We start from the raw sequence: 25,377 nt of genomic DNA on the forward strand, positions 1-25,377 counted from the left end.
TCATCTCATCAAACTTGACTACTGGACTCCGACAGTAATCCCCGCCCACGCGACTAGTCAAACTTGATTAATCAGATCGTCCCGGATCCTCAGGACGGTCACCACCGTGTGCCGCGTCGTTCCCCGCTCCACCTCGGCCACGAGCCCCGGCGCCACCGCGCGGTACGGCACCTCGCCCACCCCGATCGCCATCGCCAGGCCGTCTGCTGCCGTCCCCGCCTCGCGCCCGGCGAGCGCCGTCGCCGCATGCGTGCGCAGCGCCGGCGGCAGCGGGCTGGACACGACCGGGGCGTCGTCGTCGGGCAGCACGAGCACCAGCGCGGCGGGTCGGTCCGGCGGTCCGGTGAAGCCGACCACCGCCGCGTCCCGGACGTCCGTGTGCCGCAGCTTGCGCCAGTCCCGGGCGCCCGCCCGGTACGGCCCGGTGAGCCGCTTGATCACCAGGCCCTCGACACCGGTCGCCGTGAGGGTCTCGTACCAGGTGGCCGCGAGCTCCGGGTCCGTCGTCATCGGCACCGGCTGGAGCGGCGGCCCCAGCGGGCCGAGCAGCCCGACCAGCCGCTCGCGGCGGCGCGCGTACGGCGCGGCGCGCAGATCCTCGCCCGCCTCGGCGAGCAGGTCGAAGGCGGCGTACGAGGCGGGCAGCCGGCGCGCCAGGATCCCGGCCCGCCCCGCGGTGGCGGCCGCGCGGCGCTGGACGGCGGCGAAGTCGATCCGGCCGCCGGTCCAGATCACCACCTCGCCGTCGAGGACCGTGCCGTCCGGCAGCGCGAGCGCGGCCTCCGCCAGATCGGGGAACGCCGGTGTCACGATCCGCCCCGAGCGGGCCTGCAGCACGGCCTTCCCGTCCAGCGTGAAGATCAGGATCCGGTGGCCGTCGAACTTCGGCTCGTACGCCAGCCCCTCCCCGCGCGGCAGCCTGGCCACGGACTCGGCGAGCGCCACCTTGAGCGGCGGCCGCAGCGCACGCCCTGTCCGCGACGTCCGCGACGCGCTCACGGCAGGCTGCCCGCGTGGGCGGGGTCGAAGAGCGGCGCGAGGAGATCCCCGTACCGGCCGAGCCGTCCCGCGATGTCTCCGAGCCGGAACACCAGGTCCGTCGGGGAGTCGCAGCCCTCGACCTCCTCCCAGGTCACGGGCGCGGACACGGTCGGCTCCGGCCGGGCGCGCAGGGTGTAGGGCGTCGCGGTGGTCTTGGCGGCCGCGTTCTGGCTGTGGTCGACGAAGACCTTCCCGGGGCGCAGCGCCCGGGCCATCCGGTGCACCACAAGCCCCGCGAGCTCGGCCTCGGCCTCGACGGCCAGGGCCTTCGCGTACGCCGACACCTCCGCCGACGGCGTCGGCTCCAGCGGCACCAGCAGATGCAGCCCCTTGGAGCCGGACGTCTTGGCGTACGCCTCCAGGCCGTCGGCGGCGAGCCGCTCGCGCAGCCACACGGCGACCGCGCAGCAGTCCACGACGGTGGCGGGCGGCCCGGGATCGAGGTCGAAGACCATCCGGTCGGCCCTCGCCGGTTGGTCCACCTGCCATTGCGGAGTGTGGAACTCCACGACCAGGTTCGCCGCCCACATCAGGGACGGCAGATCCTGCACGACGACCTGTTCGCCGGTCTCGCGCGACGATCGCGGCACCTCGGCGACGCACACCCAGGAGGGGGTGCCGGGGGGCAGGTTCTTGGTGAAGAACAGCTGACCGTCGGGGCCGTCCGGATAACGGAGGAAGGACAGTGGCCGGTCGTGGAGGTGGGCGAGGAGGGGAGCGGCGGTGAGGGCGTAGTAGTGCAGCACCTCGCCCTTGGTGGTGCCGGTCGCGGGGTAGATGACCTTCTCCAGGTTGCTGAGCGCCAGGCGCCGCCCCTCCACCTCTGTGATGGGCGTCATACGATGAGAATCCCATGAATCCTGATGAACTCGGATGAAAGGGATGAAACGTGCGATCCATCTGGAACGGCGCGATCTCCTTCGGGCTGGTCAGCATCCCGATCAAGCTCGTGAACGCCACGGAGAGCCGGTCGATCTCCTTCCGCCAGATCCACACCGAGGACGGCGGGCGGATCCGCTACCGCAAGGTCTGCGAGCTGGACGACAAGGAGGTCCCGGCGGCCGAGATCGGCAAGGCGTACGAGGACGCGGACGGGACGATGATCCCGATCACGGACGAGGACCTCGCCTCGCTGCCGTTGCCGACGGCCAAGACGATCGAGATCGTGGCGTTCGTACCGGCCGCGGAGATCGATCCGCTCCAGATGGACGCGGCGTACTACCTCTCCGCGAACGGAGTGCCGGCCGCCAAGCCGTACACGCTGCTGCGTGAGGCGCTCAAGCGGAGCAAGAAGGTCGCCATCGCGAAATTCGCGCTGCGCGGTCGGGAACGGCTCGGGATGCTACGGGTCGTCGACGACGTCATCGCCATGCACGGGCTGCTCTGGCCGGACGAGATCCGGCGGCCGGAGGGCGTCGCCCCGGAGACCGACGTCAAGATCCGCGACGCCGAACTCGACCTCGCGGACGCCCTGATGGACACGCTCGGCGAGGTCGACATCGACTTGCTGCACGACGACTATCGGGCGGCGGTCGAGGAACTGATCGCCGCGAAGGCCCAGGGCGTCGAGCTGGAACCGGAGCGCGCACCCGCCGCGGGCGGCGGCAAGGTCATCGACCTCATGGCCGCGCTGGAGAGCAGCGTGAAGGCGGCGAAGGAGGCCCGCGGCGGCGAGGGCGGCGAGGAGGCGGCGGAGGCCGCGGAGGTCACGGAGCTCAAGCCCCGCAAGCGGGCGACGAAGACCGCGGCCAAGAAGACCGCGGCCAAGGCGGCGCCCAAGGAGACGGGCGCGAAGAAGTCCACCTCGACGGCGAAGAAGACGGCGGCGGCCGCCAAGTCCACGGCCAAGTCCACGACGAAGAAGGCAGTGGCCAAGAAGACGCCTGCGCGCAAACGCGCCTCGGCCTGAACCGGGGGCGCTGCTTCCCGGCGCCCTTGAAGCCCGTCCGGCGATTGAGGACGGACGCGAGGGCCGACCGGACGGTACCGGCGCGGTCAAGGGGGTCCGGGGGCGGAGCCCCCGGGAACGGTCCGGGGCGGAGCCCCGGTTCGGGAAGGGGCGGGGCGGGGCTGTGTCGATGTGCGGCTCCGCCGCGTGGGCCCGCGCAGGCGCCTACCCGCACCCGCCACGCCCACCGAACCCCTTACTCCCGCCGCAGCAACGCATCCAGCACCGAAGACAGGTACGCCCCTCGCTCCTCCCCCTGCGGCAGCGTCGCCGGCACCGCGTGCGCGAGCTGCGTGTGCCCCAGGTAGCTGGTGTACGCGAGGAGGCCCCGCCTGCGCGCCTCCGCCGGCGGGAAGCCGAGGTCCTCGAACAGCGCCGCGACGTACGAGACACGCCGCTCGGTCACTCGCCGGAGCACCGCCGCGACGTGCGGATGGTCCGCGGTGGCCAGGAGGGAGACCTCCAGCGGATCCTCCGCGGCAGCGGCCGTCACCTCCGTGAACAGCAGGCGCAGCCGCTTCTCCGGATCCGGCTCCCGCTCGATCGCCGTGATGATCTCCTCCGTGCAGAGCTGCTCCCATCGCGCCAGCGCCGCCTCGATCAGCGCCTCGCGGTTGGCGAAGTGCCAGTAGAAGCTGCCCTTGGTGGTCCCCAGCCGGGCCGCGAGCGGTTCCACCGCGACCGCGGCGAGGCCGCGTTCGCCGATCGCCGCCAGTGCCGCGTCGGCCCAGTCCTGTGCGGTGAGTCGAGCCATGGAACCACCGTACGGTACCGTATGGAAAAACATACGCTGCCGTATGGAGGTGCGTGATGCGCACGGTACGGAACGTCCACGAGCGGATCGTCGAGGCCCCCGCCGACATGGTCGGCGCCCTGATGGACCGGCTGTCGGCCGACGACGACCCCCTCTGGCCCACCCCCGCCTGGCCCCCTGTGCGCTTCGACCGCCCCCTCGGCGTCGGCGCGGACGGCGGCCACGGCTTCGTCAGGTACAAGGTCGTCGCGTACGAGCCGGGCCGCAGCGTCCGCTTCGACTTCGCCCCGCCCGGCAACGGCCACCACCGCATGGACATCGAGCCCCTCGGCCCCACCCGCTGCCGTGTGGTCCACGTCCTGGAGCAGCGGCAGAACCTCATGGCGGCGCTTCTCTGGTCGCTCGTCATACTGCCCATGCACGACGTCGTCATCGAAGAGCTCTTCGACAACCTCGAGCGCGCCGCCACCGGCTCCTGCGACAGCCCGGTCCGCTGGTCCCCCTGGGTCCGTCTGATGCACCGGCTCGTGTGGGACCGGCCGAAGGCGGTGAGCGTTCCCGAGGGCGCCCGTCTGGCCCGTACCGCGTTCGGGCCCGGCTTCCCGATCGACCGCGCCGACTTCTGCGACGCCTGGCAGCTACCGCTGGAGCCCGGCATGGACCGCGACCCGCGCGCCTGGCGCGGCGTACTGCCCTTCGCCGTCAAGGCGGTCGAGGGCAATGAGCTGCTGCTCGGCGAGGACGCGTCCCACCTCGACTTCCGCGCCTCGCTCCTCGTCGGCGAGGAGGACGTGACGCTCACGACCGTCGTCCGCATCCACAACCGCCTCGGCAGGCTCTACTTCGCGCCGGTCCGGTACGTACACCCGTTCATGGCCCGGCTACGGCTGCGCCGCACGCACCGCGCGCTCGCCCTCTCCGCACCGCCGGCCGCCGAGCGCCGGCGCGCTGGAGAGCCACGCGCGACGTGATACAGCCCGTGCCGCAAGAAGTGCCGCTGGGCGGCTCGGCGCGCTCGGCGCGCTCGGGATCGACCCGGCGGCACTGGGCGGCGGCGGGCGGAACGTGACGACCGATCAGGGCGGCCGACCGCATGAGCCGGCCGCCACCGTCGTCGACATCTGCCGGATCCTCGGACCCGTGCCCAGTGCTCAGTGCCCCGCGGGCCGACGGAACCGACCGAGAGCCCGACGGAGCAGGGCGCCTCACCCCGTCGCCGACCGCACCGACTCCACGAACGCCCGCTCGAACCTCTCGCGGCTCTCCGCATCGACCAGATCGAGCGAGAGGTACGGGTTCAGATCCTCCAACTCGACCAGCAGCAGCCGCCCGTCCTCGTCCCGGCACGCGTCCACGCGCTGGATGCCGCACTCGAGCCCGTTCCACTCCACGAACGCCCGCGCGAACTCCAGATCCGCCTCGCTCGCCTCGTACCGCTCCAGTTCCCAGCGCCGCTCCGGGCGCGGCGCGTAGAGCGCGTACTGGAACGTGCGGTCGACGAAGTAGAACGACACCTCGTACCGGAACCGCACCCGCGGCTGTACGAGCACCTGCCCGAACTCCACACCGGCCAGCCCGTCCCGCGGCACGAACTCCAGCCCCGCGGAGTCCGCGCCGAGCAAGGGCTTCACGACGTACTCGTCTGCTTCCGGCAGCCGCCCGAGGTCCGACGCCCGGTCGGCGGTCGGGATCACCGGGTACCCGGCGGAGAACAACTCCGACAGATAGCCCTTACCCGCCATGTCCCCCTTGCCGGTCAGCGGGTTGTAGACCCGTACGCCCTCGGCGCGCGCCCGCGCGCGGAACGAGTCGTACGCCTCCTGGTAGTTCATCACCGGTCCGCTGTTTCGCACGACGACCAGGTCGAACGCGCCCATGAGCGCCTCGGCGTCCCGCGGATGGCACAGCGCCAGCGAAAACTCCTCGCGCAGCCGTGCCGTCAGCCGGACGTCCTCGTCGCAGTACCGCCGCCCGCGCGCCTGGTACGTCAGGTCCGTCACGTAGAGCACCCGTCGTCGCCGCCCGACGTTGTCCGCCGCTGCCCCGCCCATGTCCCGTTCCTTTCGCCCCCGGAGGTAGAACCGCAGGCATCCTCGCAGGTCACGACGTCCGCTGTTGCGGCGCCATGGGAACGGGGCGAGACTTTTGATCGGGTCTTCCCGCACGCAAGTGCGGGACGCGGGACGCGTGCCGGACCGTGATGACGGCCGACGCGAATGACGTCCTTTTCGGCCACTCCCCGAATTCACCAGCCGGCGGGGATTTCATGCACTCCTTGTGGCGAACTCTCCAAGTTTCCGCGACGGCCCTGCTCGGCGTCTTGATGATGTCGGCAACGCCGTCGCCGGCCATGGCCGGGCAAGTGGACAGTCGCGTGGACCAGCCGCCGGCCGTCTCCTGTGCATGGCCGGCCGTGGTCAGTCCCACCCGGTTGAATTTCGCGTTCCCCGAGACGAACGCCACCTACTGGCTCATGCCCTACCAACTGGGCGATGGGGACCGGCTCGTGGTGGAGGGCACCTTTCCCTTTGCCCGGTTCTCGTCGTTGACGACGTACAACGCGACGGGATCGGACGTCGATTCACTCTCGGACGGCCAGATCACCCCAAATCCCGGCAGTACGAACCCCGCCACCGACCCGGACGCGAGCACGGACCCGGCTCGGCGTCGCTACCGCGTCACCGTGCAGCCGGGAGTGGCGGTCGGCTCCGGAGCCAACGTCCTGGCCGCGACCACCGGTAGCGCCACATCCGGTTCTGGGTACCTCGCGCTGCGGATCTACGTACCGACCGACAAAGCCGCCTTCACCGGCGGTGTCCCCCTTCCCGCCCTGTCGGTCCGGGAGTCGGACGGCCAGGTCCGTGCCCTGAAGACCTGCCCCGACGCCGGTTCCCGCCGGGGTCCCGACGGCCCGCTGGCGGAGGAGCTCGAGCACCTGGTGGCCACCCAGTCCGTGCCCGGCGGTTTCGAGGGCTGCGGCACCTCCACCCCGGACGCCCCGAAGCTCGCCCTGCCCAACAAGGTCGGCGGATTGTTCCCCAACCCGTACAACAAGTACCTGTGCACCCCGATCGCCTACGAACCGGGCCGCGTCGCCGTCATCCGCGGACAGGCGCCCACCTTCCCGAACACCACCGAAGGCCAGTCGGTCCTCACCAAGTCCCAGCTGCGGTACTGGTCGCTCTGCCAGAACCAGTGGCGCCTCCCCTACCCGGTGAGGTCCTGCGCCGCGGACTACCAGACGGCCCTGGACGAGAACGACCGCTACACCTACGTCGTCTCCACCCCTCAGGACCGCCCCGCAAACGCGACCGCGGACAACGGCGTGACCTGGATCCCCTGGGGCCGCACCGACGTCCCCGGCGTCCTGATCTTCCGGAACATGCTCCCGGCGTCCGACTTCCCGAACGCGATCCAGAACGTCCAGCCCGGCGAGAACCCGGCGGAGGTCATGGGCTCCTACTACCCGACCGTCACGTACTGCACGAAGGCCGAATTCACGAAGTCCGGCCCGACGGCCTGCCCGGCCCGATAGCTCGCCGGCGCGCCTCAGACCTTGATGACGGTGACGCGGCCGCCGCACAGGGCGATGAGGTCCTCGGGGTCCGAAGTGAGCACGGTGACGGGTCCGGGGGCCGCGAGGGCGGTGGCGCCGAGCAAGGCGTCGATGGCGTACTTGTGCCCGCGCAGGCCGGCGTCGGCCAGCAGGGCCGCGGCGTGGCGGGCGATCTGCTCGCCGACCGGCTCGACGACGATGCGTGACAAGGTCCATTCCAGGGCCGAACGCTTGATCCGAGGGTGGACCACTTCCACGAGCGTGGCCGCGCTGGTGATCACTCGCATGTCGTCGGCACGGGCCAGGGCGAGCCATCCGGTGACCGCCCGGTCGCGCAGCACGGCCTTGGCCAGTCCTTCACTGTAAGGAGGGCCCGGGTCTGTGTCTTGGGCTTTCTCGTGGAGCGGGTGATGCGAGTCGAACTAGGGCTCGAGCTTGGGAATCACCGTGCTTCTGCGCCTTGCTGATGGCCTGACCAGTACCAATGGGTGCCAGGGTGAAACCACCACCGTGAGGGCTGCTGATTGCAACGTCGCCGTCCGCGCTCGTTGGCGTCATCACAGTCGTCACCACCTTCATTCGTGGCGACGAGCTGGCCACCGCTTGAGGAGATCGATCGCTGATCGCTCCTATCACTCGTTCTGGTGTGCTTCTTATGCGCATTACATGCATGGTGCCCAGAATTGACCCACGATGTGTTGTGTCTCCTTCCTAGAGGTGAAACGCCATGCCGACGTATGTCGCGTTGCTGAACTGGACCGATCAGGGGATTCGGGGCTACAAGGACACCCCGCAGCGCGCCGAGGCCTTTGCCGCAGCGGCACAGAAGCTCGGGGCAAAGGTCCTGAACATCTACTGGACCGTCGGTCCGTACGACCTCGTGGCCGTCGTAGAGGCGCCTGACGACGAGACCGCCACTGCGGTGCTCCTGCAAGTCGGCGGGTTGGGCAACGTCCGGACCACGACCCTGCGGGCCTTCGGCCGGGAGGAGATGGACCGCATCATCGCCCAAGCAACTGGCTGAGGGCTTTCAGATCGAGGACTTGTTACACGAGTACGAGTGAGACTTCGAGGCCCCTGGATCCGTCCGGGGGCTTCGCCACGTCGTAGGCCGACCTGCGCCGATGACCGGCTTTCCTGTCCACGACTGGTCCACGGACCCCGACATACGGCCGCTCCGAGCGGCATACGGCTGCACATACGCGAAGACCCCGTCCTCAGCGAAAGCACTGATGGCGGGGTCTTTGGGCACCTCATAGGGTGCCCCCGGCAGGATTCGAACCTGCGCAAACGGCTCCGGTGGCCCCTTGCCCCTCTGGCGTCTGTGCTGGTCAGAGCGTCGAAGCCGGGCTGATCGGACGCGGTCCCCGAATAGACCGCGAGGCTTCGGGCTGCTGCGCTGTCCTGCCGGGGGTTTCGTGCTTCTCGCTTCCGGACTGGAACATCGGCGGCGAGGGAAAGAATCGCCCACGGTCCCAAGGCATCGTACGGGGGAGCAGACGGGTGGGCTCAGACACGATCACCGCCGTTGCAGCGACAGTCATAGCGCTTGGCTCACTCTGGGTCAGCTACACACAGACCAGATCCACGCGGTTACATAACCGCCAGTCCGTCAGGCCCCTGCTCGCGATGCGACGCATCAAGGGACACGAACAGCACAAGGCGGGCCTTCAGGTCATTAACGCTGGACTTGGGCCAGCCATTGTGACGACTTCGGAGGTGCGGTTGGACGGAGAGAACATCGGCGAGTGGAACTATCACAGCCAAGAACGCATCCTGGCATCACTGCCAGTGCGGCCAAAGGCCTACTCTCTGCGCCCGGGTGCCGTAGTCCTTGCAGGGCAGTCCACCTTCCTATTGAACCTTGACGAGTTCAGCGAAGATCAACACCGCTGGTTCTGGGAACTCATCACCCGACGCCTAGTGATCGAGATTCATTACGAGTCGCTCTACGGCGGTGAGAACTTCAAGGCGACGCCGCCCCTGTTCTGACACAGCCAGGTGTGGATGTCAGGGCGAGGGCGGGGGTCCTCAGAGATCTGCCGAGCCAACTCGTCGATGACCTGCGGTACGAACTTGAATTGATGCCCGCGCATCGCGCTGCCCTGCGTCTTTGCTCTCAGTGGCTCGCGGCTTATCGCCCGTCAGGCTTCGGAGCCCTTGTGGCTCCCTTGCCCTTCTGGTCATCCGTGCGGGCGCGCACTGACCCTCTCGATGCGAACTATGGGCGCGACGGTCGCTGAGGGTCGCTGTGGTGGTCGCGCGGGTTCCTGAGACCGCTGCTGGTCGGCCGTGGTCGCCGTGGTTGCTGTACTTCACTGCTGTACAGCACCCATCGCTAGGGCCAGAGCAACTTAGCGAGGATGATCGCCGCCACTGCAGAGAAGAACCACGGCTTCCTGACGCCCCGTCCAACAACATCACGGTCCAGTTCCCTGATGAGCACTACCAAGGCAAACATCAGGAGTGCACCGGGTAGCAGGTCAACGACGGGGTCAGGGATTCCCATGTGGGGCATGCCGAGATGGTAACCAGGTGCTGCGGCGTCCCGTACTACTCGTCGCGCCCGTTCAGTGCAGGCAGCCGGGGCCCCTGGCGAACCGGCCTTCGCGCTTCCGCGCGGTGGGTGTGGAGCCTCAATGACCCGGTCAAGCCAGCCGGGGACGAGCAGTCACGGCGTCGGAGACCTAGTTTGGAAGATCCCGTAAGTGGTTTGGGCCTGAGCTGGCACAACGCTGACCTGCAGCTTCGGTGTCACTTCGCCGTTGTTCCCCGTGACTTCCCGCTGCGGCCCGTCTCATCGGGCACGTAGCGGGCACGGACCTGGCTCAGCTCCGCACAATCATGTTGATCGATACCGGCAGGGCAACCACGCCGCCTAGCACGAAGATGCTTCCGAGGACGCGCAGGAAGCTGGGGTGCACGGCGCCCTTGCTCGCGCCTGCTGTTCCGGCCTTTGGGCGAGTCCGTTGCCCACCAGCGACTGGAAGCGAGTGGAAACCTTCCTGGTCGCCAAGGCGCCTCCGTCAGTGGGCCAGTCAACCCCTGTGGGCGATCTTGAAAACCGTCGTGGCAGCGATGTCACCGTGGGTTCAAATCCCATACCCACCGCAGGTGAATGGCCCCTGACCAGGCGAAATGGTCGGGGGCCCTTCTCATGTGGATTGTCCGTCAGCGACCGCTGTTCCCCGTTGTTTCCCGACCGGACGGGCACGGGAAGGGCACGGCACCTTCTGATCCTTAGCTCTAGGAAGATCAGACGAGCTGTACCTCGCTGCGACCGGCACTTTGGACCGGCCGATCCGGTTCCTCGCCGAGTTGGCCGGGGCCCGGATCACTGAGCACGCCCGGCGCATGATTCGCACCGCCTGGGCCCTAGGCGCACGTCGCGAGCTCGCAGACCTCCGCCTGCGTGCCTGGGCCCACATGCTCGGCTTCCGCGGCCACTTCTCCACCAAATCCCGCCGCTACTCCACCACCCTCGGCGCCCTTCGTGATGCTCGCGCCGAATGGCGTCGGGCCCAAGCGGCCCCGCCCGCCCCGCAGGACGGCGAAACCGTGCTCGTCCTCGCTCACTGGGTGTTCGCCGGAACCGGCCTGTCCCGCGCCGAAGCCTGGCTTGCCGCAACCCTCGAACCCGCCCCCGGAACGGAAGGAGAGCCGACATGGACGCCCGCCGCGACGAACTGATGACTGTCCGCCAAGTCTTGGACGAGCTGGGCGGCGTTTCTCGACGGACGTTCTACCGCTGGCGCGAGCTGGGACAGGGGCCGACCGCATTCAAACTCCCCAACGGCGAGCTGCGAGTCTGGCGGAGCGACTTCACTGCCTGGCTGCAGCAGTTGGAGGCGGCGGCGTGAAGTCCCTCGACGTAAAGGTGTGGGGCGTTCGGAAGAGGAACACCAAAAAGTCGTCCTATGATGTCCGATGGACCGTTGCCGGGAACGTCTTCTCCGAACAGTTCCGCACCAAAGGGCTTGCGGATCACTACCGGTCCAAGCTGCTTCGTGCCGCCCACGCCGGCGAAGAGTTCGACACGGACTCAGGGCTGCCCGACTCGATGGTCGAACAAGCAGCTTCGATGACCTGGTACGCCTTCGCTCTGAAGTACCTCGCCATGAAATGGCCACACGCGGCGCCGAACACGCGCAACGGGATCAATGAGGCCCTGACGGCCCTCACGATGGCACTTCTCGACGAGCGTCCGGGGCAGCCGCGTGAAGAACTGATCAAGAAGGCACTTCGCAACTGGGCTTTCGTCCTTCCCGGACCGGATGACCAGGAATTGCCGACCGAGATCGCGAGCACATTGCACTGGGTGGCCAAAGCATCCCGCCCCTCTCGGACCTCGGCGACGCTGCGATCGGCAGGGCCGTCCTGGACTCGCTCAAGCTAAAGCTCGACGGGACGGCGGCAGCTGCGGAGACTGTTCGGCGCAAGCGTCGGACACTCGTCAATGCGATGCACTATGCAGTAGATCTCGGTGAGTTCAAAGAGAACCCGATTACGGGCATCCGCTGGAAGAAGCCGAAGGTTGCCGGGGAAGTAGATCCCCGCGTGGTGGCCAATCCGGAGCAGGCTCGCGCTCTGCTGACTGCGGTCTCTTACGTTGGCGGGTATGGCCGTGCCCGCGGTCGTCGACTCGTCGGGCTGTTCGCCTGCATGTACTACGGCGCCTTACGCCCGGCCGAAGCCGTCGGCCTTACGGAGGCAGACCTGAAGCTGCCCGAGAACGGCTGGGGAACGGCACTGCTGAACCGCACCCGTCCCAGTGTCGGCAAGCAGTGGACCGACTCCGGAGATACGCACGACGACCGTGGGCTCAAGAACCGGCCTGTGGAAGAGATTCGGCTCGTGCCGATCCCGCCTCAGCTCGTCGCGATCCTTCGGGAGCACGTGGCCACGTTCGGCACTGCCGAGGACGGGCGGCTGTTCACGAACGAGCGTGGGGGAGTGGTTGGCTCGTCCACGTACTACCGCGTGTGGCAGGAAGCGCGAGAGCTGGCGCTCCCGCCGGCCGCGGTCGCCTCGCCGCTCGCTTCTCGTCCGTACGACCTTCGACACTCGGCGCTGTCGACGTGGCTCAACTCCGGGGTGGACCCGACCGAAGTCGCCGAACGCGCGGGCAACAGCGTCGAGGTCCTGCTGAGCCGCTACGCCAAGTGCATCGACGGCCGACAGGAGATCGCCAACCGCAAGATCGAAGAGCTGTTGCGCGAGTACGAGTGATGAGGCACGCAGCCATTAGCCCCTGGTCCGCATGGGCCAGGAGCTCGGTCGTGTCCCAGCCGCACGCCGTCAGCCGCCGGTTGCACCTGCCGCGTCGCGCCTCGACCGGCTATGCGGCGAGTGTCGCCAGCGTCTGCTCGGGTGCGATGAAGAGCGAGAAGTGGCCTTGGCCGGGATGGATGTGAAGGCGTGCGCCCGGTATCGCGGCGGCGAAGCGGCGGGCGTGCTGGAGGGGCACGGTGGTGTCGGCGTCCCCGTGGTGGATCGACGTAGGCACCCTGATCGACTCGAGGTCGAAACCCCAGGGTCGGGTCAGCACGCGCAGATCCTGCCCGACTCCCCAGCTGCCGCGGTGGAACGCTCGCAGGTAGTTGGCCAGGAAGGCCGCGCGTGCGTCCGACTGGGCGAGGGCACGCCGGTCGCCGGCGGGCATCTCGCTGGTCGCCAGGCGAAGGAACAGCCCTGGTGCCCGGCGCGCCAGCGTGGCCAGGCGGCCCAGAAACCAGCCACCGAAGGCCGGAGCGTGCCGGGCGATCTGCAAGGACGCGCGCTGCCCGGCTGCCATCCCGCGGGTGGGCCAGGCAGGCGGGCCAAGGGGCGCGATGAGCAGCAGGCTGCGGACGCGGTCAGGCAGCTCGGACGCGCAGGCGGCCGCGAACGCTCCGCCGCCCGAGACGCCGAGTAGCGCCACCGAGCCGACGTCCAACGCGTCCAGCACCAGGGTGGCTTCCGCAGCCCAGTCCACGACCCGCGGCAGGCGACGGGCGTCGGTGCCGCCGATGCCGGGGCGATCCGGGGCGATGAGGCGCAGTCCGAGCACGTGGGCCGCGCCCGCGAAGCCGTACGCGGCCAGCCGGGAGTCGGCCAACCCGTGGCAGAACAGCACCGCAGGCGCGTCCGGCTCCCCCACCACCTCGACCGCGATCACCCCGCCGTCGGCTCGGCGCAGCTCCACTCTCATATCGTCTCCCATGCCCTTGATCTGAGAGCTGCCTGAGCGGCTTTCCAGAGGTTCTGCGGGTAGCCGGCTGGAAGCCAGGGGCCGGTCCGGGGGTTGCGGCGGTCCGAGCCGGCCCGGTGATGCTCTTCGACAACACCTGGACCAGCCTCTGGCTCCCAGACAGTTACGCGCGCTTAGATGGGTTGACCTGGGCAAACGCTCCAAGATCCTGTCCACGAATAGTCCACAGACGGCGTCCTAGGGCCGCTCAGGGCCGCATACGGCTGCACATACGCGAAGACCCCGTCCTCAGCGAAAGCGCTGATGGCGGGGTCTTTGGGCACCTCATCAAGGGTGCCCCCGGCAGGATTCGAACCTGCGCACACGGCTCCGGAGGCCGTTGCTCTATCCCCTGAGCTACGGGGGCGTTCACCGCTCTCGGCGGCGACGGGTAGAACCCTACCAGCTCCTGCGGGGTGGCCGTGAACAGGTATTTCCAGGCAGTCACGGGTGCCGGTTCGGCGCACGTCGTCGCCAAGGGGATCCGCAGCCCGCGCGCGCACCACCGCGCCACCGCGCGGGCACCGCGCCCTCGCCGCCCAGGTCCCGCGGCTGATCCTTGTGGGGGATACAGGCACCCCGAGACCCCCGCGTCCCCCGCACGGGTCAGAAGTGGGGAAAACCCGGACGCCACCCCGCCCCGGGACCTACTCTCGAGTTGTGTCAGGCATGTCCGGCCGGGTGCTTGTTGTCGATGACAACAGGGTCATTCGGCAGCTGATCAGGGTCAATCTCGAGCTGGAGGGCTTCGAGGTCGTGACCGCGGCCGATGGTGCCGAGTGCCTGGAGGTCGTGCACGAGGTGGGGCCGGATGTGATCACGCTGGATGTGGTGATGCCGCGGCTCGACGGGCTGCGGACCGCCGCGCGGCTGCGGACCGATCCGCGGACCAGGAATGTGCCGGTGGCGATCATCAGTGCGTGTACGCAGTACGAGGTGGAGACCGGTATCGCCGCCGGGGTCGACGCCTTTCTCGCCAAGCCGTTCGAGCCTGCCGAGCTGGTGCGGCTCGTGCGGCGGTTGATGCATCGGGAGGGTCCGCCGTCAGTTGACGGCAGGCATGGTGCCGGGCGGGCGGGGAGCACCCGGGGCTGACTCCGCCTGGTCGACGCCGGTTCGACGCGCGGGCTGCCCGCATGGCGAAACCGGTTCGCGATCACACCCCCCTCCTCCCATACGCTTGTCCCGTGACCCCCGCAGAGCTCTCCCGTACCGTGCTGGGCGCCGTGCGCCGTGCGGTCGAGGAGGGTGCCCTCGGGGTGTGCGTGGCGGTGCCGGACCGGGTCAAGGTCGAGCGGCCACGGCCCGGTGGGCGTGGGGACTACGCCACGAACGTCGCGCTCCGGCTGGCCGGGCCCGCCGGGCGGCAGGCCCATGAGGTCGCGGAGATCCTGCGGGCACGCATCCACGGGGCCCCCGGAATCGCACAGATCGAGATCACCGGGCCCGGATTTCTGAACTTCACCCTGGCGCAGGGTTCCGCCGCCGCGACGGTCCGTGCTGTACGCGAGCAGGGGCCGCGATACGGCCACGGCGACGGCCTCGCCGGGACCAGCCTCGCCTTCGCGCACGCCGGCGAGCTCCGCGCCCACGTCATCACCGACACCGTCGTACGGCTGCTGTGCGCCCAGGGGGCCGCCGCACGCGTCGAGCCGGGCGGCGAGGAACGGATCACGGCCGTTCCCGTACGCGACGACGGGCTGTTCGAGCGGCTCGGCCCCGATGCCGCCCGCTGGGCGCTGCTCCGCGCCGCCGCCCACGACCGGCCGCACACCGATGCCGACCTCCTCGTACAAGGGGAGGGCAACCCGCTCTTCCGGGTGCGGTACGCGTACTCCCGCAGCCGGGCGCTCACTCGCGCCGCCGCGCAGCTCCGTACGGTCGGCGCCTACGAGGACGACGTCGACGCCCCCGCCCTCCTCGCCGCCATCGGCGATCACCCGGCCGTGCTCGCCTCCGCCGCCCGCCTCCGCGCGCCCGACCGGCTCGCCCGGCACCTCGAAACGACCGCCGACGCACTCCTCGGCTTCCAGCACACCGTGCTGCCCCGCGGCGACGAGAAACCCTCGGCCGCCCACCGCTCCCGGCTCGCACTCGCCGAAGCCGCCGGGACGGTGCTGGCCGGCGGCCTGGCCCTGCTCGGCATCAGCGCACCCGAATACTTGTAGTGGATGTGAGAGAGACAGCATGAGCCGTTCCGCGCACCCCGCCGGGCCCCGTCACGGAGACGTCCTGCCCGAGGGGCACTACACCCCGCCGCCCGCCGACCTCAACGCCCTCGACGAGAAGGTCTGGGCCCGCACCGTCCGCCGTGGCCAGGACGGCGTCGTCACCGTCGGCGGGATCGATGTCGCAAGGCTCGCCGAGGAGTTCGGCACGCCCGCGTACTTCCTCGACGAGACCGACTTCCGCGCCCGCTGCCGCGCCTGGGCCGATGCGTTCGGCAAGGACGCCGACGTGTTCTACGCCGGGAAGGCCTTCCTCAGTCGCGCCGTCGTGCGCTGGCTGAAGGAGGAGGGGCTCAACCTGGACGTGTGCTCCGGGGGCGAGCTCACCACCGCACTCGACGCCGGAATGCCCGCCGAGCGCATCGCCTTCCACGGGAACAACAAGAGCGCACAGGAGATCCACCGCGCCGTCGAGGCCGGTGTCGGGCGCATCGTCCTCGACTCCTTCCAGGAGATCGTCCGCGTCGCGCACATCGCCCAGTCGCTCGGCATGCGCCAGCGGGTCCAGATCCGCGTCACCGTCGGCGTCGAGGCGCACACCCACGAGTTCATCGCCACCGCCCACGAGGACCAGAAGTTCGGGATCGCGCTCGCGGGCGGCGAGGCGGCGGAGGCCGTGCGCCGCGCGCTCCAGCTCGACGGGCTCGAACTCATCGGCATCCACTCCCACATCGGCTCGCAGATCTTCGACATGGCGGGCTTCGAGGTGTCCGCCCGCCGCGTCGTCCAGCTGCTCGCGGCCGTCCGTGACGAGCACGGCGTCGAGCTGCCCGAGATCGACCTCGGCGGCGGCCTGGGCATCGCGTACACCTCGGACGACGACCCGCGCGAGCCCCACGAGATCGCCAAGGCGCTCGGCGAGATCGTCACCCGGGAATGCGAGGCGGCGGGTCTGCGGACGCCCCGGATCTCCGTCGAGCCGGGGCGCGCGATCGTCGGGCCGACCGCGTTCACGCTGTACGAGGTCGGCACGATCAAGCGGCTCGAGGGGCTGCGTACGTACGTCAGCGTCGACGGCGGCATGTCCGACAACATCCGCACCGCGCTGTACGACGCCGACTACAGCGTCGCGCTCGTCTCGCGCACCTCGACCGCCGAGCCGATGCTCGTCCGCGTCGTCGGCAAGCACTGCGAGAGCGGCGACATCGTCGTACGGGACGCCTTCCTGCCCGCCGACCTGGCGCCCGGCGACCTGATCGCGGTGCCCGCCACCGGCGCGTACTGCCGCTCGATGGCCAGCAACTACAACCACGCACTGCGCCCGCCCGTCGTCGCGGTCAGGGACGGCGAGGCGCGTGTGATCGTCCGGCGTGAGACAGAGGAAGATCTCCTGCGTCTCGATGTCGGGTAATGAAATATATGTCTCAGGATCCGGACGGGAGACAGAAAGGCCCGTCCGGTGAGTGAGACTGGTTCGCACCCTGCTTGATGGAGAAACGAGGTCGGATGATGCGTACGCGTCCGCTGAAGGTGGCGCTGCTGGGCTGTGGAGTGGTCGGCTCAGAGGTGGCGCGCATCATGACGACGCACGCCGACGACCTCGCCGCGCGGATCGGTGCCCCGGTGGAGCTCGCCGGGGTCGCCGTCCGCCGCCCCTCCAAGGTCCGTGAGGGCATCGACCGCGAGCTCATCACCACCGACGCCAAGGGGCTCGTCACGCGCGGCGACATCGACGTCGTGGTCGAGGTCATCGGCGGTATCGAGCCCGCGCGCACCCTCATCACCACCGCCTTCGAGCACGGCGCCTCCGTCGTCTCCGCCAACAAGGCGCTGCTCGCCGAGGACGGCGCCACGCTGTACGCGGCCGCCGAGAAACACGGCCGGGACCTCTACTTCGAGGCCGCCGTCGCCGGCGCGATCCCGCTGATCAGGCCGCTGCGCGAGTCGCTCGCCGGCGACAAGGTCAACCGCGTCCTGGGCATCGTCAACGGCACCACGAACTTCATCCTCGACAAGATGGACACCTCAGGCGCCGGCTACTCCGAGGCGCTCGACGAGGCCACCGCCCTCGGATACGCGGAGGCCGACCCGACCGCCGACGTCGAGGGCTTCGACGCCGCCGCCAAGGCCGCGATCCTCGCCGGAATCTCCTTCCACACCCGCGTACGCCTCGACGACGTGTACCGCGAGGGCATGACCGAGGTCACCGCCGCCGACTTCGCCTCCGCCAGGCAGATGGGCTGCACCATCAAGCTCCTGGCGATCTGCGAGCGGGCGGCGGACGGCAGGTCCGTGACGGCCCGCGTCCACCCCGCGATGATCCCGCTCAGCCATCCGCTGGCCTCCGTCCGCGCGGCGTACAACGCGGTCTTCGTCGAGGCCGAGGCCGCTGGGCAGCTCATGTTCTACGGCCCCGGCGCCGGCGGCGCCCCGACCGCCTCCGCGGTCCTCGGCGACCTCGTCGCGGTCTGCCGCAACAAACTCGCCGAGGCCACCGGGCCCGGCGAGTCCGTGTACACGCAGCTGCCCGTGAGCCCCATGGGCGAGGTCGTGACGCGGTACCACATCAGCCTCGACGTGGCCGACAAGCCGGGCGTGCTCGCCCAGGTCGCGACGGTCTTCGCCGAGCACGGCGTATCCATCGACACGGTGCGCCAGACGGGCAAGGACGGCGAGGCATCCCTCGTCGTCGTCACCCACCGCGCGCCCGACGCCGCCCTCTCGGGGACCGTCGAGGCGCTGCGTAATCTCGACACCGTGCGTGGTGTCGCCAGCATCATGCGGGTTGAAGGAGAGTAAGCACCCATGAGCACTCGCACTCACCAGTGGCGCGGCATCATCGAGGAGTACCGGGACCGGCTCCCGGTCACGGACACGACGCCGGTCGTCACGCTCGGCGAGGGCGGCACGCCGCTCGTACACGCCCAGACGCTCTCCGACGCCACCGGTTGTGAGGTGTATCTCAAGGTCGAGGGCGCGAACCCGACCGGGTCCTTCAAGGACCGCGGTATGACCATGGCGATCACCAAGGCCAAGGAGGAGGGGTCGAAGGCCGTCATCTGCGCCTCCACCGGAAACACCTCCGCGTCCGCCGCGGCGTACGCCGGCCGGGCCGGAATGGTCTCGGCCGTGCTGATCCCGCAGGGCAAGATCGCGATGGGCAAGCTGGGCCAGGCGCTGGTCCACGGCGCGAAGATCCTCCAGGTCGACGGCAACTTCGACGACTGCCTGGTGCTGGCCCGTGGCCTCTCCGAGAACTACCCGGTGGCGCTGGTCAATTCGGTCAATCCGGTTCGTATCGAGGGCCAGAAGACCGCGGCATTCGAGATCGTCGATGCGCTCGGCGACGCCCCCGACATCCATGTGCTGCCCGTCGGCAACGCCGGCAACATCACGGCGTACTGGAAGGGTTACAAGGAGTACGCGGCGGACGAGCTGTCCACGCACACCCCCCGTATGTGGGGCTTCCAGGCCTCCGGTTCCGCGCCGATCGTGCGCGGCGAGGTCGTCAAGGACCCGTCGACCATCGCCACCGCGATCCGGATCGGCAACCCGGCGTCCTGGGAGTTGGCGCTGGCGGCCCGGGACGAGTCGGGCGGCTTCATCGACGAGGTGACCGACCGTCAGATCCTGCGCGCCTACAAGCTGCTGGCCTCGCGCGAGGGCGTCTTCGTGGAGCCGGCGTCGGCCGCGTCCGTGGCCGGTCTGCTGAAGGCCGCCGAGGAGGGCAAGGTGGACCGCGGGCAGAAGATCGTCTGCACGGTCACCGGCAACGGCCTCAAGGACCCGGACTGGGCGGTCGCCGGAGCGCCCCAGCCGGTCACGGTGCCGGTGGACGCGGCGGCCGCGGCGGAGCGCCTCGGGCTCGCGTAGGGCCCCGGTCCCGTACGAGCCCCCGTATGTGTCTGTGTCGTACGCGTATGCGGCAGCGCCTCCCATCTCCGCACAGAAGGAGCATGGGAGGCTTGCGACACGCATCGTGCGCCTCCCATGCGCCCTATGTCGCGGCTCAACCTTCCTTCGATAGGCTGTACTGACCCCGCCCGCCGCATATGCCGCGGTGTTGCTGCCGTCACGGCCCACGGGTCTTCGTACATTCGTCAAAACCTCGTCATCCCGCCGATCAGAACCAAGGAGTGTCGTCGAGCGATGGCCGGTCCTGCGTTCCGCGCCGCCGCCGTCCGGGTGCGCGTCCCCGCCACCAGCGCCAATCTCGGGCCGGGCTTCGATGCCTTCGGCCTGTCGCTGGGGCTGTACGACGACGTCGTCGTCCGGGTCGCGGACTCCGGTCTGCACATCGACATCGCCGGCGAGGGTGCCGAGACGCTGCCCCGCGACGAGAGCCACCTGCTCGTACGTTCGCTGCGCACGGCCTTCGACCTCCTCGGCGGGCAGCCCCGCGGCCTCGAGGTCGTCTGCGCCAACCGCATCCCGCACGGCCGCGGTCTGGGCTCCTCGTCCGCCGCCATCTGCGCCGGCATCGTCGCCGCGCGCGCGGTGACCATAGGTGGCGACGCCCGGCTCGACGACGCGGCGCTGCTGGAGCTCGCCACGGAGATCGAGGGGCACCCCGACAATGTCGCCGCCTGTCTCCTCGGCGGCTTCACTCTTGCCTGGACCGACGCCGGTGCGGCGCGCGCGATCAGGATGGAACCGGCGGATTCCATCGTTCCGGTGGTTTTCGTGCCGTCGAAGCCGGTGCTCACCGAGACCGCGCGCGGACTGCTGCCGCGTACGGTTCCGCATGTCGACGCCGCGGCCAACGCGGGCCGTGCCGCACTGCTCGTCGAGGCCCTGACCAGGCGCCCCGAGCTGCTGCTGCCCGCCACCGAGGACCGTCTCCACCAGGAGTACCGGGCCCCCGCGATGCCGCAGAGCGTGGAACTTGTCAACCGACTGCGCGCGGACGGCGTCCCAGCAGTCATCTCCGGTGCGGGCCCCACGGTGCTCGCACTGGCCGAGAGCGGTGCGGCCGACAAGGTCGCACGACTGGCAGGCGAGGGCTGGGCGGCGAACAGACTGGCCCTCGACGCCGCGGGAGCGAGTGTTCTGCCGCTCGCCTCGTAGCGACACGGGATTGCCGGTGATGGAGAGGGGGAATGTTTGTTGGAGCCGGTAGTGTTAACCTCAAGTACGCAGCCCACATTCTTGTGGTGCGGTGCTTCGTGTCCCCTTCCGGGACCACCCATTCTTCCGGGAGCCTCCCAAACTGCCTGAGCAGCCTGCCTGAGCAGTTTCGAGCACGCTCCGGAACCGGCACGACACCCCTCGCTTTCCCAGGAGAGGGCCGAGCAGGGGGAACTCGGGCCGGACCTTGCACGTACATCTCTTCCGCCGTACCCGGCGGGACCACCGCCCCGACTTCGGTCCGCGATCCGAAAGATCAAAGACCGCCGTCGGACAGCACAACCGGTCGCCGAGCCAGAAGGCCGACGTCCGCTCCAGGGAAGGACCCTTCGTGAGCGACACCACCGATCTGATGGGCGTGACTGCCGACACCAGTGTCGACACCACCGCGCCCGCCGCAGGTGCTGCCACTGGCACCACCTCACGGCGCCGCCGCTCCGGCACCGGCCTCGAGGGCATGGTCCTGGCCGAGCTGCAGCAGGTCGCGTCCGGCCTCGGCATCAGGGGCACCGCGCGTATGCGCAAGAGCCAGCTGATCGAGGTCATCAAGGAGGCGCAGGCCGGCGGCAGTGCAGCCCCGGCGAAGAGCGCCGATGCGGGTGAGGCCGAGGCCAAGCCGAAGCGGCGTGCCACCTCCAAGGCCCGCACGGGCGAGGCGAGCGCCGCGGCAGCCGAGCCGAAGGCCGAGAAGGCCGTCGCCCAGCAGCAGATCGACATCCCCGGCCAGCCGGCCAGCGAGGACGCCCCGGCCGGCGAACGCCGTCGTCGCCGTGCCACCGCCCCCGCCGGCAGCCCCGAGGGCGAGGCCGCCCAGGCCGAGCCGAAGGGCGACGTCAAGACCGAGGTCCGGGCCGAGGCCAGGACCGAGACGCAGGCCGAGGCCGCCACGGACACGGCGGAAGGTCGTCGGGGCGACCGCCAGCGTGACCGCGGCGACCGCGGCGAGCGCGGCGACCGTCAGCGCGACGGCCGGCGCGACCGTGACCGTGACCGCGACCGCCGCGGTGGCAAGGGCGACGACCAGCAGGGCGGCCAGCGCCAGCAGCAGGGCGGCGGCCAGCAGCAGCGCCAGGGCGGCGGCCCGCAGGACGACTTCGACGACGAGGCGGGCGGCCGGCGCGGACGCCGTGGCCGCTACCGCGACCGCCGTGGCCGCCGTGGCCGCGACGAGTTCGGTGCGGAGCCGCAGGTCGCCGAGGACGACGTCCTGATCCCCGTCGCGGGCATCCTGGACATCCTCGACAACTACGCCTTCATCCGGACCTCCGGCTACCTGCCCGGTCCCAACGATGTGTACGTGTCGCTGGCCCAGGTCCGCAAGAACGGCCTGCGCAAGGGTGACCACGTCACCGGCGCGGTCCGCCAGCCCAAGGAGGGCGAGCGCCGCGAGAAGTTCAACGCGCTGGTCCGCCTGGACTCCGTCAACGGCATGGCGCCCGAATCCGGCCGCGGCCGCCCGGAGTTCAACAAGCTGACCCCGCTCTACCCGCAGGACCGGATCCGTCTCGAGACCGACCCGGGCGTGCTGACCACCCGCATCATCGACCTCGTGTCGCCGATCGGTAAGGGCCAGCGAGGCCTGATCGTGGCCCCGCCGAAGACCGGCAAGACCATGATCCTGCAGGCGATCGCCAACGCGATCACCCACAACAGCCCCGAGTGCCACCTGATGGTCGTCCTCGTCGACGAGCGTCCGGAAGAGGTCACCGACATGCAGCGGTCGGTGAAGGGCGAGGTCATCTCCTCGACCTTCGACCGCCCCGCCGAGGACCACACCACGGTCGCCGAGCTGGCCATCGAGCGCGCGAAGCGTCTCGTCGAGCTGGGTCACGACGTGGTCGTCCTGCTGGACTCGATCACCCGTCTGGGCCGCGCCTACAACCTGGCGGCCCCGGCCTCCGGACGCATCCTGTCCGGTGGTGTCGACTCGACCGCGCTCTACCCGCCGAAGCGCTTCTTCGGCGCCGCGCGCAACATCGAGGACGGCGGCTCGCTGACCATCCTGGCCACCGCGCTGGTCGAGACCGGCTCGCGCATGGACGAGGTGATCTTCGAGGAGTTCAAGGGCACCGGCAACATGGAGCTCAAGCTCGACCGGAAGCTCTCCGACAAGCGCATCTTCCCGGCGGTGGACGTCGACGCGTCCAGCACCCGTAAGGAGGAGATCCTGCTCGGTGCGGATGAGCTCTCCATCGTCTGGAAGCTGCGCCGGGTGCTGCACGCGCTCGACCAGCAGCAGGCGATCGAGCTGCTTCTCGACAAGATGAAGCAGACGAAGTCGAACGCCGAATTCCTGCTCCAGATCCAGAAGACGACGCCGACGCCGGGCAACGGCAACGACTGACGTCTCAGCGGAAGTTGCTGATCGGAAAACCCTGACAGCAAGTCTGAACCGCCCCCGTCACACCGGTGACGGGGGCGGTTCAGCGTTGTACGATCGGCGAGTTGCAGTGGGGGGGAACGTATTTCTGAATACGCCCACGGAATTGAGCGGCGGAGCCATGCCCTGGAACGGTCCGGGCGGGCTCCGTTCGTGTGATCGGTCCAGATCCGTCCGGTGGGACGTTCTCTCTCCTTCGAGCGCAACAACCTCGATAGGAGAACTGAGTGACAGCTAACCGAAGGGTGCGAACAGCCCTTCCCGCGGCCGCTGCCGCACTGGCGCTGGGAGGCGCGGTGCTGACGGCCGTACCCGCCCAGGCGGCAGACGCGCCGTCCCAGCGGCAGGCCGGCCAGGACCGGCCGGCCCCCGTCTCCCAGGCCGAACTCCAGGCCCGGGTCGACGGTGTGGAGGCCGTGCTCAAGAGCAAGGCCCAGCAGAACGCGGATCCCGAGCCGAGCACCACGGGCGAGGGTTCCGAGCAGCCCGCCGACACGGGTTCGATCGACCCCAAGGTCATCGGCGGGGTCGACGCGTCGATCAGCGAAGCACCGTGGATGGTGCAGCTGTACTACTTCGACGACCACGGCACCACCGACACGGCCGACGACGAGGGCTACTTCTGCGGAGGCACCCTGGTCAGCCCGAGCAAGGTCCTGACGGCGGCGCACTGCATCGCCGGTCTCGACTGGAACAAGCACGGGACCGTCATCGGCGGCACCAGCAAGCTCTTCACCTCCGGTGAGGGCACGGCTGTCGGCGTGTGGCGCCAGTGGGTGAACCCGGCGTACAACGACGTCACGATCAAGGGCGACGTCGCCGTCCTGACGCTCGGCGGCGTACTGCCGTACAAGACGCTGCAGCCGACCCCGTACGGCAACAGCGCCTCGTATGCGCCCGGCACCCCGGGCACCGTCTACGGGTGGGGGCGCACCAGCTCCACCAGTGACGACATCTCGCAGACGCTGAAGAAGGCGACCATCCCGGTCCAGGCGGACTCGGCGTGCACGTCCTACTACGGCTCGGACTTCGTGCCGGGCCAGATGCTGTGCGCGGGCAACCCGGCCAGTGGCCAGGACGCCGGTACGGTCTCGCCGTGCAACGGTGACTCCGGTGGTCCGCTGGTGGTCAACGGGCGTGTCGCAGGCATCGTTTCGTGGGGCGTGCAGGACTGCGTCGCCACCGGCGCCCGCAGCGTGTTCGCCAAGACCAGCACCTTCGCCGGTCTGATCAACCCGCGCGTCGACGACGCGAACCTCAACTTCGACGACAAGGCGGACCTGTTCGCCCGTGCGTCGACGGGTGAGGGCTTCGCGTACCACTCGCGCGGCACCTCGCTGGGCGACCGGCGTTCGGTGGGCGACTGGACCGGCATCAACGTGGTCCGCCAGGCGGATCTGAACCGGGACGACGCGCAGGACCTCGTCTACCGCACCACGGGCGGCGAGCTGTGGTGGTGGGGTTACGACGCCGCCGTCGGCGACTGGGCCGACCACAAGATCGGCACGGGTTGGGGCAGTTTCCGGAACATCACCATCACCGGCGATGTCACCGGCGACGGCCACAGCGACCTGACCGCGACCGACTCGGCCGGTGCGCTGTGGCTCTGGACGGGCCGCGGCAACGGCACCTTCAACACGCGGAAGCAGATCGGCTCCGGCTGGAGCACCTACCAGGTGTACGGCAAGGGCGACTACAGCGGCGACGGATGGCCGGACCTGCTGGCCCGGGACGCCCAGGCACGCCTGTGGGTCTACAAGGGCACGGGCAACGCCGGCTCCCCGTTCTCCGCCCGGGTCCAGGTCGGCAGTGGCTGGAACTTCACTGCCTACGCCACCACCGGTGACATCACGGGTGACGGCCGCGCGGACTTCATCGTCCGCGATTCGTACGGCTACCTGTGGGCGTACAAGGGGACGGGTTCGGCGACGACCCCGTTCATCACCTCCCAGCGGATCAAGGTCGGCACCGGCTGGAAGTCGTACAGCCTCTTCGGCTAGGCCGGCCACAGGCGATCGTCCCGTTCCGCCGGAGACCTTCGCCACACCACCAGCGCCGTTCCTGAGCCCGCAAGACGCTCATGACCTGCGCGAACAGTTCCGTGCCCACCGTGTCCGACACGGTGGGCACGGCCCTTTTCTCACTGACTTCTCAGGAGCCCGTGCAACCCTTCC

The 25,377-nt window shown here is 69.6% G+C and carries 21 protein-coding genes, 1 tRNA gene and 2 pseudogenes; 16 read left to right on the forward strand and 8 right to left on the reverse strand.

Annotated features, from left to right (window positions below):
- Positions 1–57 precede the first annotated feature (57 nt).
- Together ACWCXB_RS01660 and ligD are read right to left on the reverse strand one after the other, a co-directional pair.
- Positions 58–999 carry an ATP-dependent DNA ligase gene (locus ACWCXB_RS01660; RefSeq protein WP_450717836.1) on the reverse strand — a complete coding sequence of 314 codons (942 nt, stop codon included), beginning with the start codon at positions 997–999 and terminating at the stop codon, positions 58–60.
- Positions 996–1,880 carry a non-homologous end-joining DNA ligase gene (ligD, locus tag ACWCXB_RS01665; protein ID WP_450717838.1) on the reverse strand — a complete coding sequence of 295 codons (885 nt, stop codon included), beginning with the start codon at positions 1,878–1,880 and terminating at the stop codon, positions 996–998. The genes ACWCXB_RS01660 and ligD overlap by 4 nt, the downstream gene beginning before the upstream one ends.
- Positions 1,881–1,930: 50 nt before the next feature.
- Here ligD and ku point away from each other — a divergent pair, with 50 nt between their 5' ends.
- Positions 1,931–2,950 (forward strand): non-homologous end joining protein Ku, encoded by a 1,020-nt coding sequence (gene ku, locus ACWCXB_RS01670; RefSeq protein ID WP_450717840.1) that lies wholly within the window; start codon positions 1,931–1,933, stop codon positions 2,948–2,950.
- A 235-nt stretch (positions 2,951–3,185) separates the two neighbouring features.
- On the opposite strand, the gene ACWCXB_RS01675 is transcribed toward ku, so the two are convergent.
- Positions 3,186–3,743 carry a TetR/AcrR family transcriptional regulator gene (locus tag ACWCXB_RS01675; RefSeq protein ID WP_450717842.1) on the reverse strand — a complete coding sequence of 186 codons (558 nt, stop codon included), beginning with the start codon at positions 3,741–3,743 and terminating at the stop codon, positions 3,186–3,188.
- 56 nt (positions 3,744–3,799) lie between these two features.
- On the opposite strand from ACWCXB_RS01675, the gene ACWCXB_RS01680 reads away from it, so the two are divergent.
- A complete protein-coding gene (locus ACWCXB_RS01680; RefSeq protein ID WP_450717844.1) occupies positions 3,800–4,714 on the forward strand; it encodes a DUF2867 domain-containing protein in 915 nt (304 codons plus the stop codon).
- 234 nt (positions 4,715–4,948) lie between these two features.
- Here ACWCXB_RS01680 and ACWCXB_RS01685 read toward each other — a convergent pair whose 3' ends face one another.
- Entirely contained in the window at positions 4,949–5,794 is an 846-nt protein-coding gene (locus ACWCXB_RS01685) for a hypothetical protein (RefSeq protein WP_450717846.1), read from the reverse strand.
- A gap of 323 nt (positions 5,795–6,117) precedes the next feature.
- On the opposite strand from ACWCXB_RS01685, the gene ACWCXB_RS01690 reads away from it, so the two are divergent.
- Positions 6,118–7,278: a hypothetical protein gene (locus tag ACWCXB_RS01690; RefSeq protein WP_450717848.1), complete on the forward strand. Its 1,161-nt coding sequence runs from the start codon at positions 6,118–6,120 to the stop codon at positions 7,276–7,278.
- A 14-nt stretch (positions 7,279–7,292) separates the two neighbouring features.
- Here the strand turns inward: ACWCXB_RS01690 and ACWCXB_RS01695 are convergent, their stop codons facing one another.
- A complete protein-coding gene (locus tag ACWCXB_RS01695; RefSeq protein ID WP_450717850.1) occupies positions 7,293–7,640 on the reverse strand; it encodes a PIN domain-containing protein in 348 nt (115 codons plus the stop codon).
- 386 nt (positions 7,641–8,026) lie between these two features.
- On the opposite strand from ACWCXB_RS01695, the gene ACWCXB_RS01700 reads away from it, so the two are divergent.
- Both ACWCXB_RS01700 and ACWCXB_RS01705 read left to right on the forward strand, forming a co-directional pair.
- Positions 8,027–8,323 carry a GYD domain-containing protein gene (locus ACWCXB_RS01700; RefSeq protein WP_450717852.1) on the forward strand — a complete coding sequence of 99 codons (297 nt, stop codon included), beginning with the start codon at positions 8,027–8,029 and terminating at the stop codon, positions 8,321–8,323.
- A 605-nt stretch (positions 8,324–8,928) separates the two neighbouring features.
- Positions 8,929–9,291 (forward strand): hypothetical protein, encoded by a 363-nt coding sequence (locus ACWCXB_RS01705; RefSeq protein WP_450717854.1) that lies wholly within the window; start codon positions 8,929–8,931, stop codon positions 9,289–9,291.
- A gap of 346 nt (positions 9,292–9,637) precedes the next feature.
- On the opposite strand, the gene ACWCXB_RS01710 is transcribed toward ACWCXB_RS01705, so the two are convergent.
- A complete protein-coding gene (locus tag ACWCXB_RS01710) occupies positions 9,638–9,817 on the reverse strand; it encodes a hypothetical protein (protein WP_450717856.1) in 180 nt (59 codons plus the stop codon).
- 758 nt (positions 9,818–10,575) lie between these two features.
- On the opposite strand from ACWCXB_RS01710, the pseudogene ACWCXB_RS01715 reads away from it, so the two are divergent.
- The 3 genes and pseudogenes from ACWCXB_RS01715 to ACWCXB_RS01725 all read left to right on the forward strand — a co-directional run.
- Positions 10,576–10,989 (forward strand): annotated as a pseudogene (locus ACWCXB_RS01715) (replication initiator); the annotation flags it as partial.
- On the forward strand, positions 10,965–11,159 hold the full coding sequence (locus ACWCXB_RS01720) for a helix-turn-helix transcriptional regulator (RefSeq protein ID WP_450717858.1): 195 nt from the start codon (positions 10,965–10,967) through the stop codon (positions 11,157–11,159). The pseudogene ACWCXB_RS01715 and the gene ACWCXB_RS01720, both read left to right, overlap by 25 nt.
- A pseudogene (locus ACWCXB_RS01725) lies at positions 11,156–12,528 on the forward strand (tyrosine-type recombinase/integrase). Before ACWCXB_RS01720 ends, ACWCXB_RS01725 begins: the two are co-directional and overlap by 4 nt.
- Before the next feature lie 109 nt (positions 12,529–12,637).
- Here ACWCXB_RS01725 and ACWCXB_RS01730 read toward each other — a convergent pair.
- Positions 12,638–13,483 carry an alpha/beta fold hydrolase gene (locus tag ACWCXB_RS01730; RefSeq protein ID WP_450717860.1) on the reverse strand — a complete coding sequence of 282 codons (846 nt, stop codon included), beginning with the start codon at positions 13,481–13,483 and terminating at the stop codon, positions 12,638–12,640.
- Between the two features lie 340 nt (positions 13,484–13,823).
- Positions 13,824–13,895, reverse strand: a tRNA-Arg gene (locus ACWCXB_RS01735).
- A gap of 302 nt (positions 13,896–14,197) precedes the next feature.
- On the opposite strand from ACWCXB_RS01735, the gene ACWCXB_RS01740 reads away from it, so the two are divergent.
- The 8 genes from ACWCXB_RS01740 (at position 14,198) to ACWCXB_RS01775 (ending at position 25,203) form a co-directional block, all read left to right on the forward strand.
- Positions 14,198–14,623, forward strand: coding sequence for a response regulator (locus tag ACWCXB_RS01740; RefSeq protein WP_450718194.1), 426 nt, complete (start codon positions 14,198–14,200; stop codon positions 14,621–14,623).
- A gap of 92 nt (positions 14,624–14,715) precedes the next feature.
- On the forward strand, positions 14,716–15,696 hold the full coding sequence (gene nrtL / locus ACWCXB_RS01745) for an ArgS-related anticodon-binding protein NrtL (protein ID WP_450717862.1): 981 nt from the start codon (positions 14,716–14,718) through the stop codon (positions 15,694–15,696).
- Between the two features lie 19 nt (positions 15,697–15,715).
- Positions 15,716–17,107, forward strand: a complete 1,392-nt coding sequence (lysA, locus tag ACWCXB_RS01750) for a diaminopimelate decarboxylase (protein WP_450717864.1) — start codon at positions 15,716–15,718, stop codon at positions 17,105–17,107.
- Positions 17,108–17,205: 98 nt separating this feature from the next.
- Positions 17,206–18,495: a homoserine dehydrogenase gene (locus ACWCXB_RS01755; protein ID WP_450718196.1), complete on the forward strand. Its 1,290-nt coding sequence runs from the start codon at positions 17,206–17,208 to the stop codon at positions 18,493–18,495.
- 6 nt (positions 18,496–18,501) lie between these two features.
- The gene (thrC, locus tag ACWCXB_RS01760) at positions 18,502–19,569 is read left to right on the forward strand and encodes a threonine synthase (RefSeq protein WP_450717866.1); all 1,068 of its coding nucleotides are present in this window, start codon (positions 18,502–18,504) and stop codon (positions 19,567–19,569) included.
- Positions 19,570–19,845: 276 nt separating this feature from the next.
- Positions 19,846–20,763, forward strand: a complete 918-nt coding sequence (thrB, locus tag ACWCXB_RS01765) for a homoserine kinase (RefSeq protein ID WP_450717868.1) — start codon at positions 19,846–19,848, stop codon at positions 20,761–20,763.
- 391 nt (positions 20,764–21,154) lie between these two features.
- The gene (gene rho, locus ACWCXB_RS01770; protein WP_450717870.1) at positions 21,155–23,167 is read left to right on the forward strand and encodes a transcription termination factor Rho; all 2,013 of its coding nucleotides are present in this window, start codon (positions 21,155–21,157) and stop codon (positions 23,165–23,167) included.
- A 263-nt stretch (positions 23,168–23,430) separates the two neighbouring features.
- On the forward strand, positions 23,431–25,203 hold the full coding sequence (locus ACWCXB_RS01775) for a trypsin-like serine protease (RefSeq protein ID WP_450717872.1): 1,773 nt from the start codon (positions 23,431–23,433) through the stop codon (positions 25,201–25,203).
- Positions 25,204–25,377: the final 174 nt, after the last annotated feature.

It is taken from the genome of Streptomyces sp. NPDC001514 (assembly GCF_053597075.1).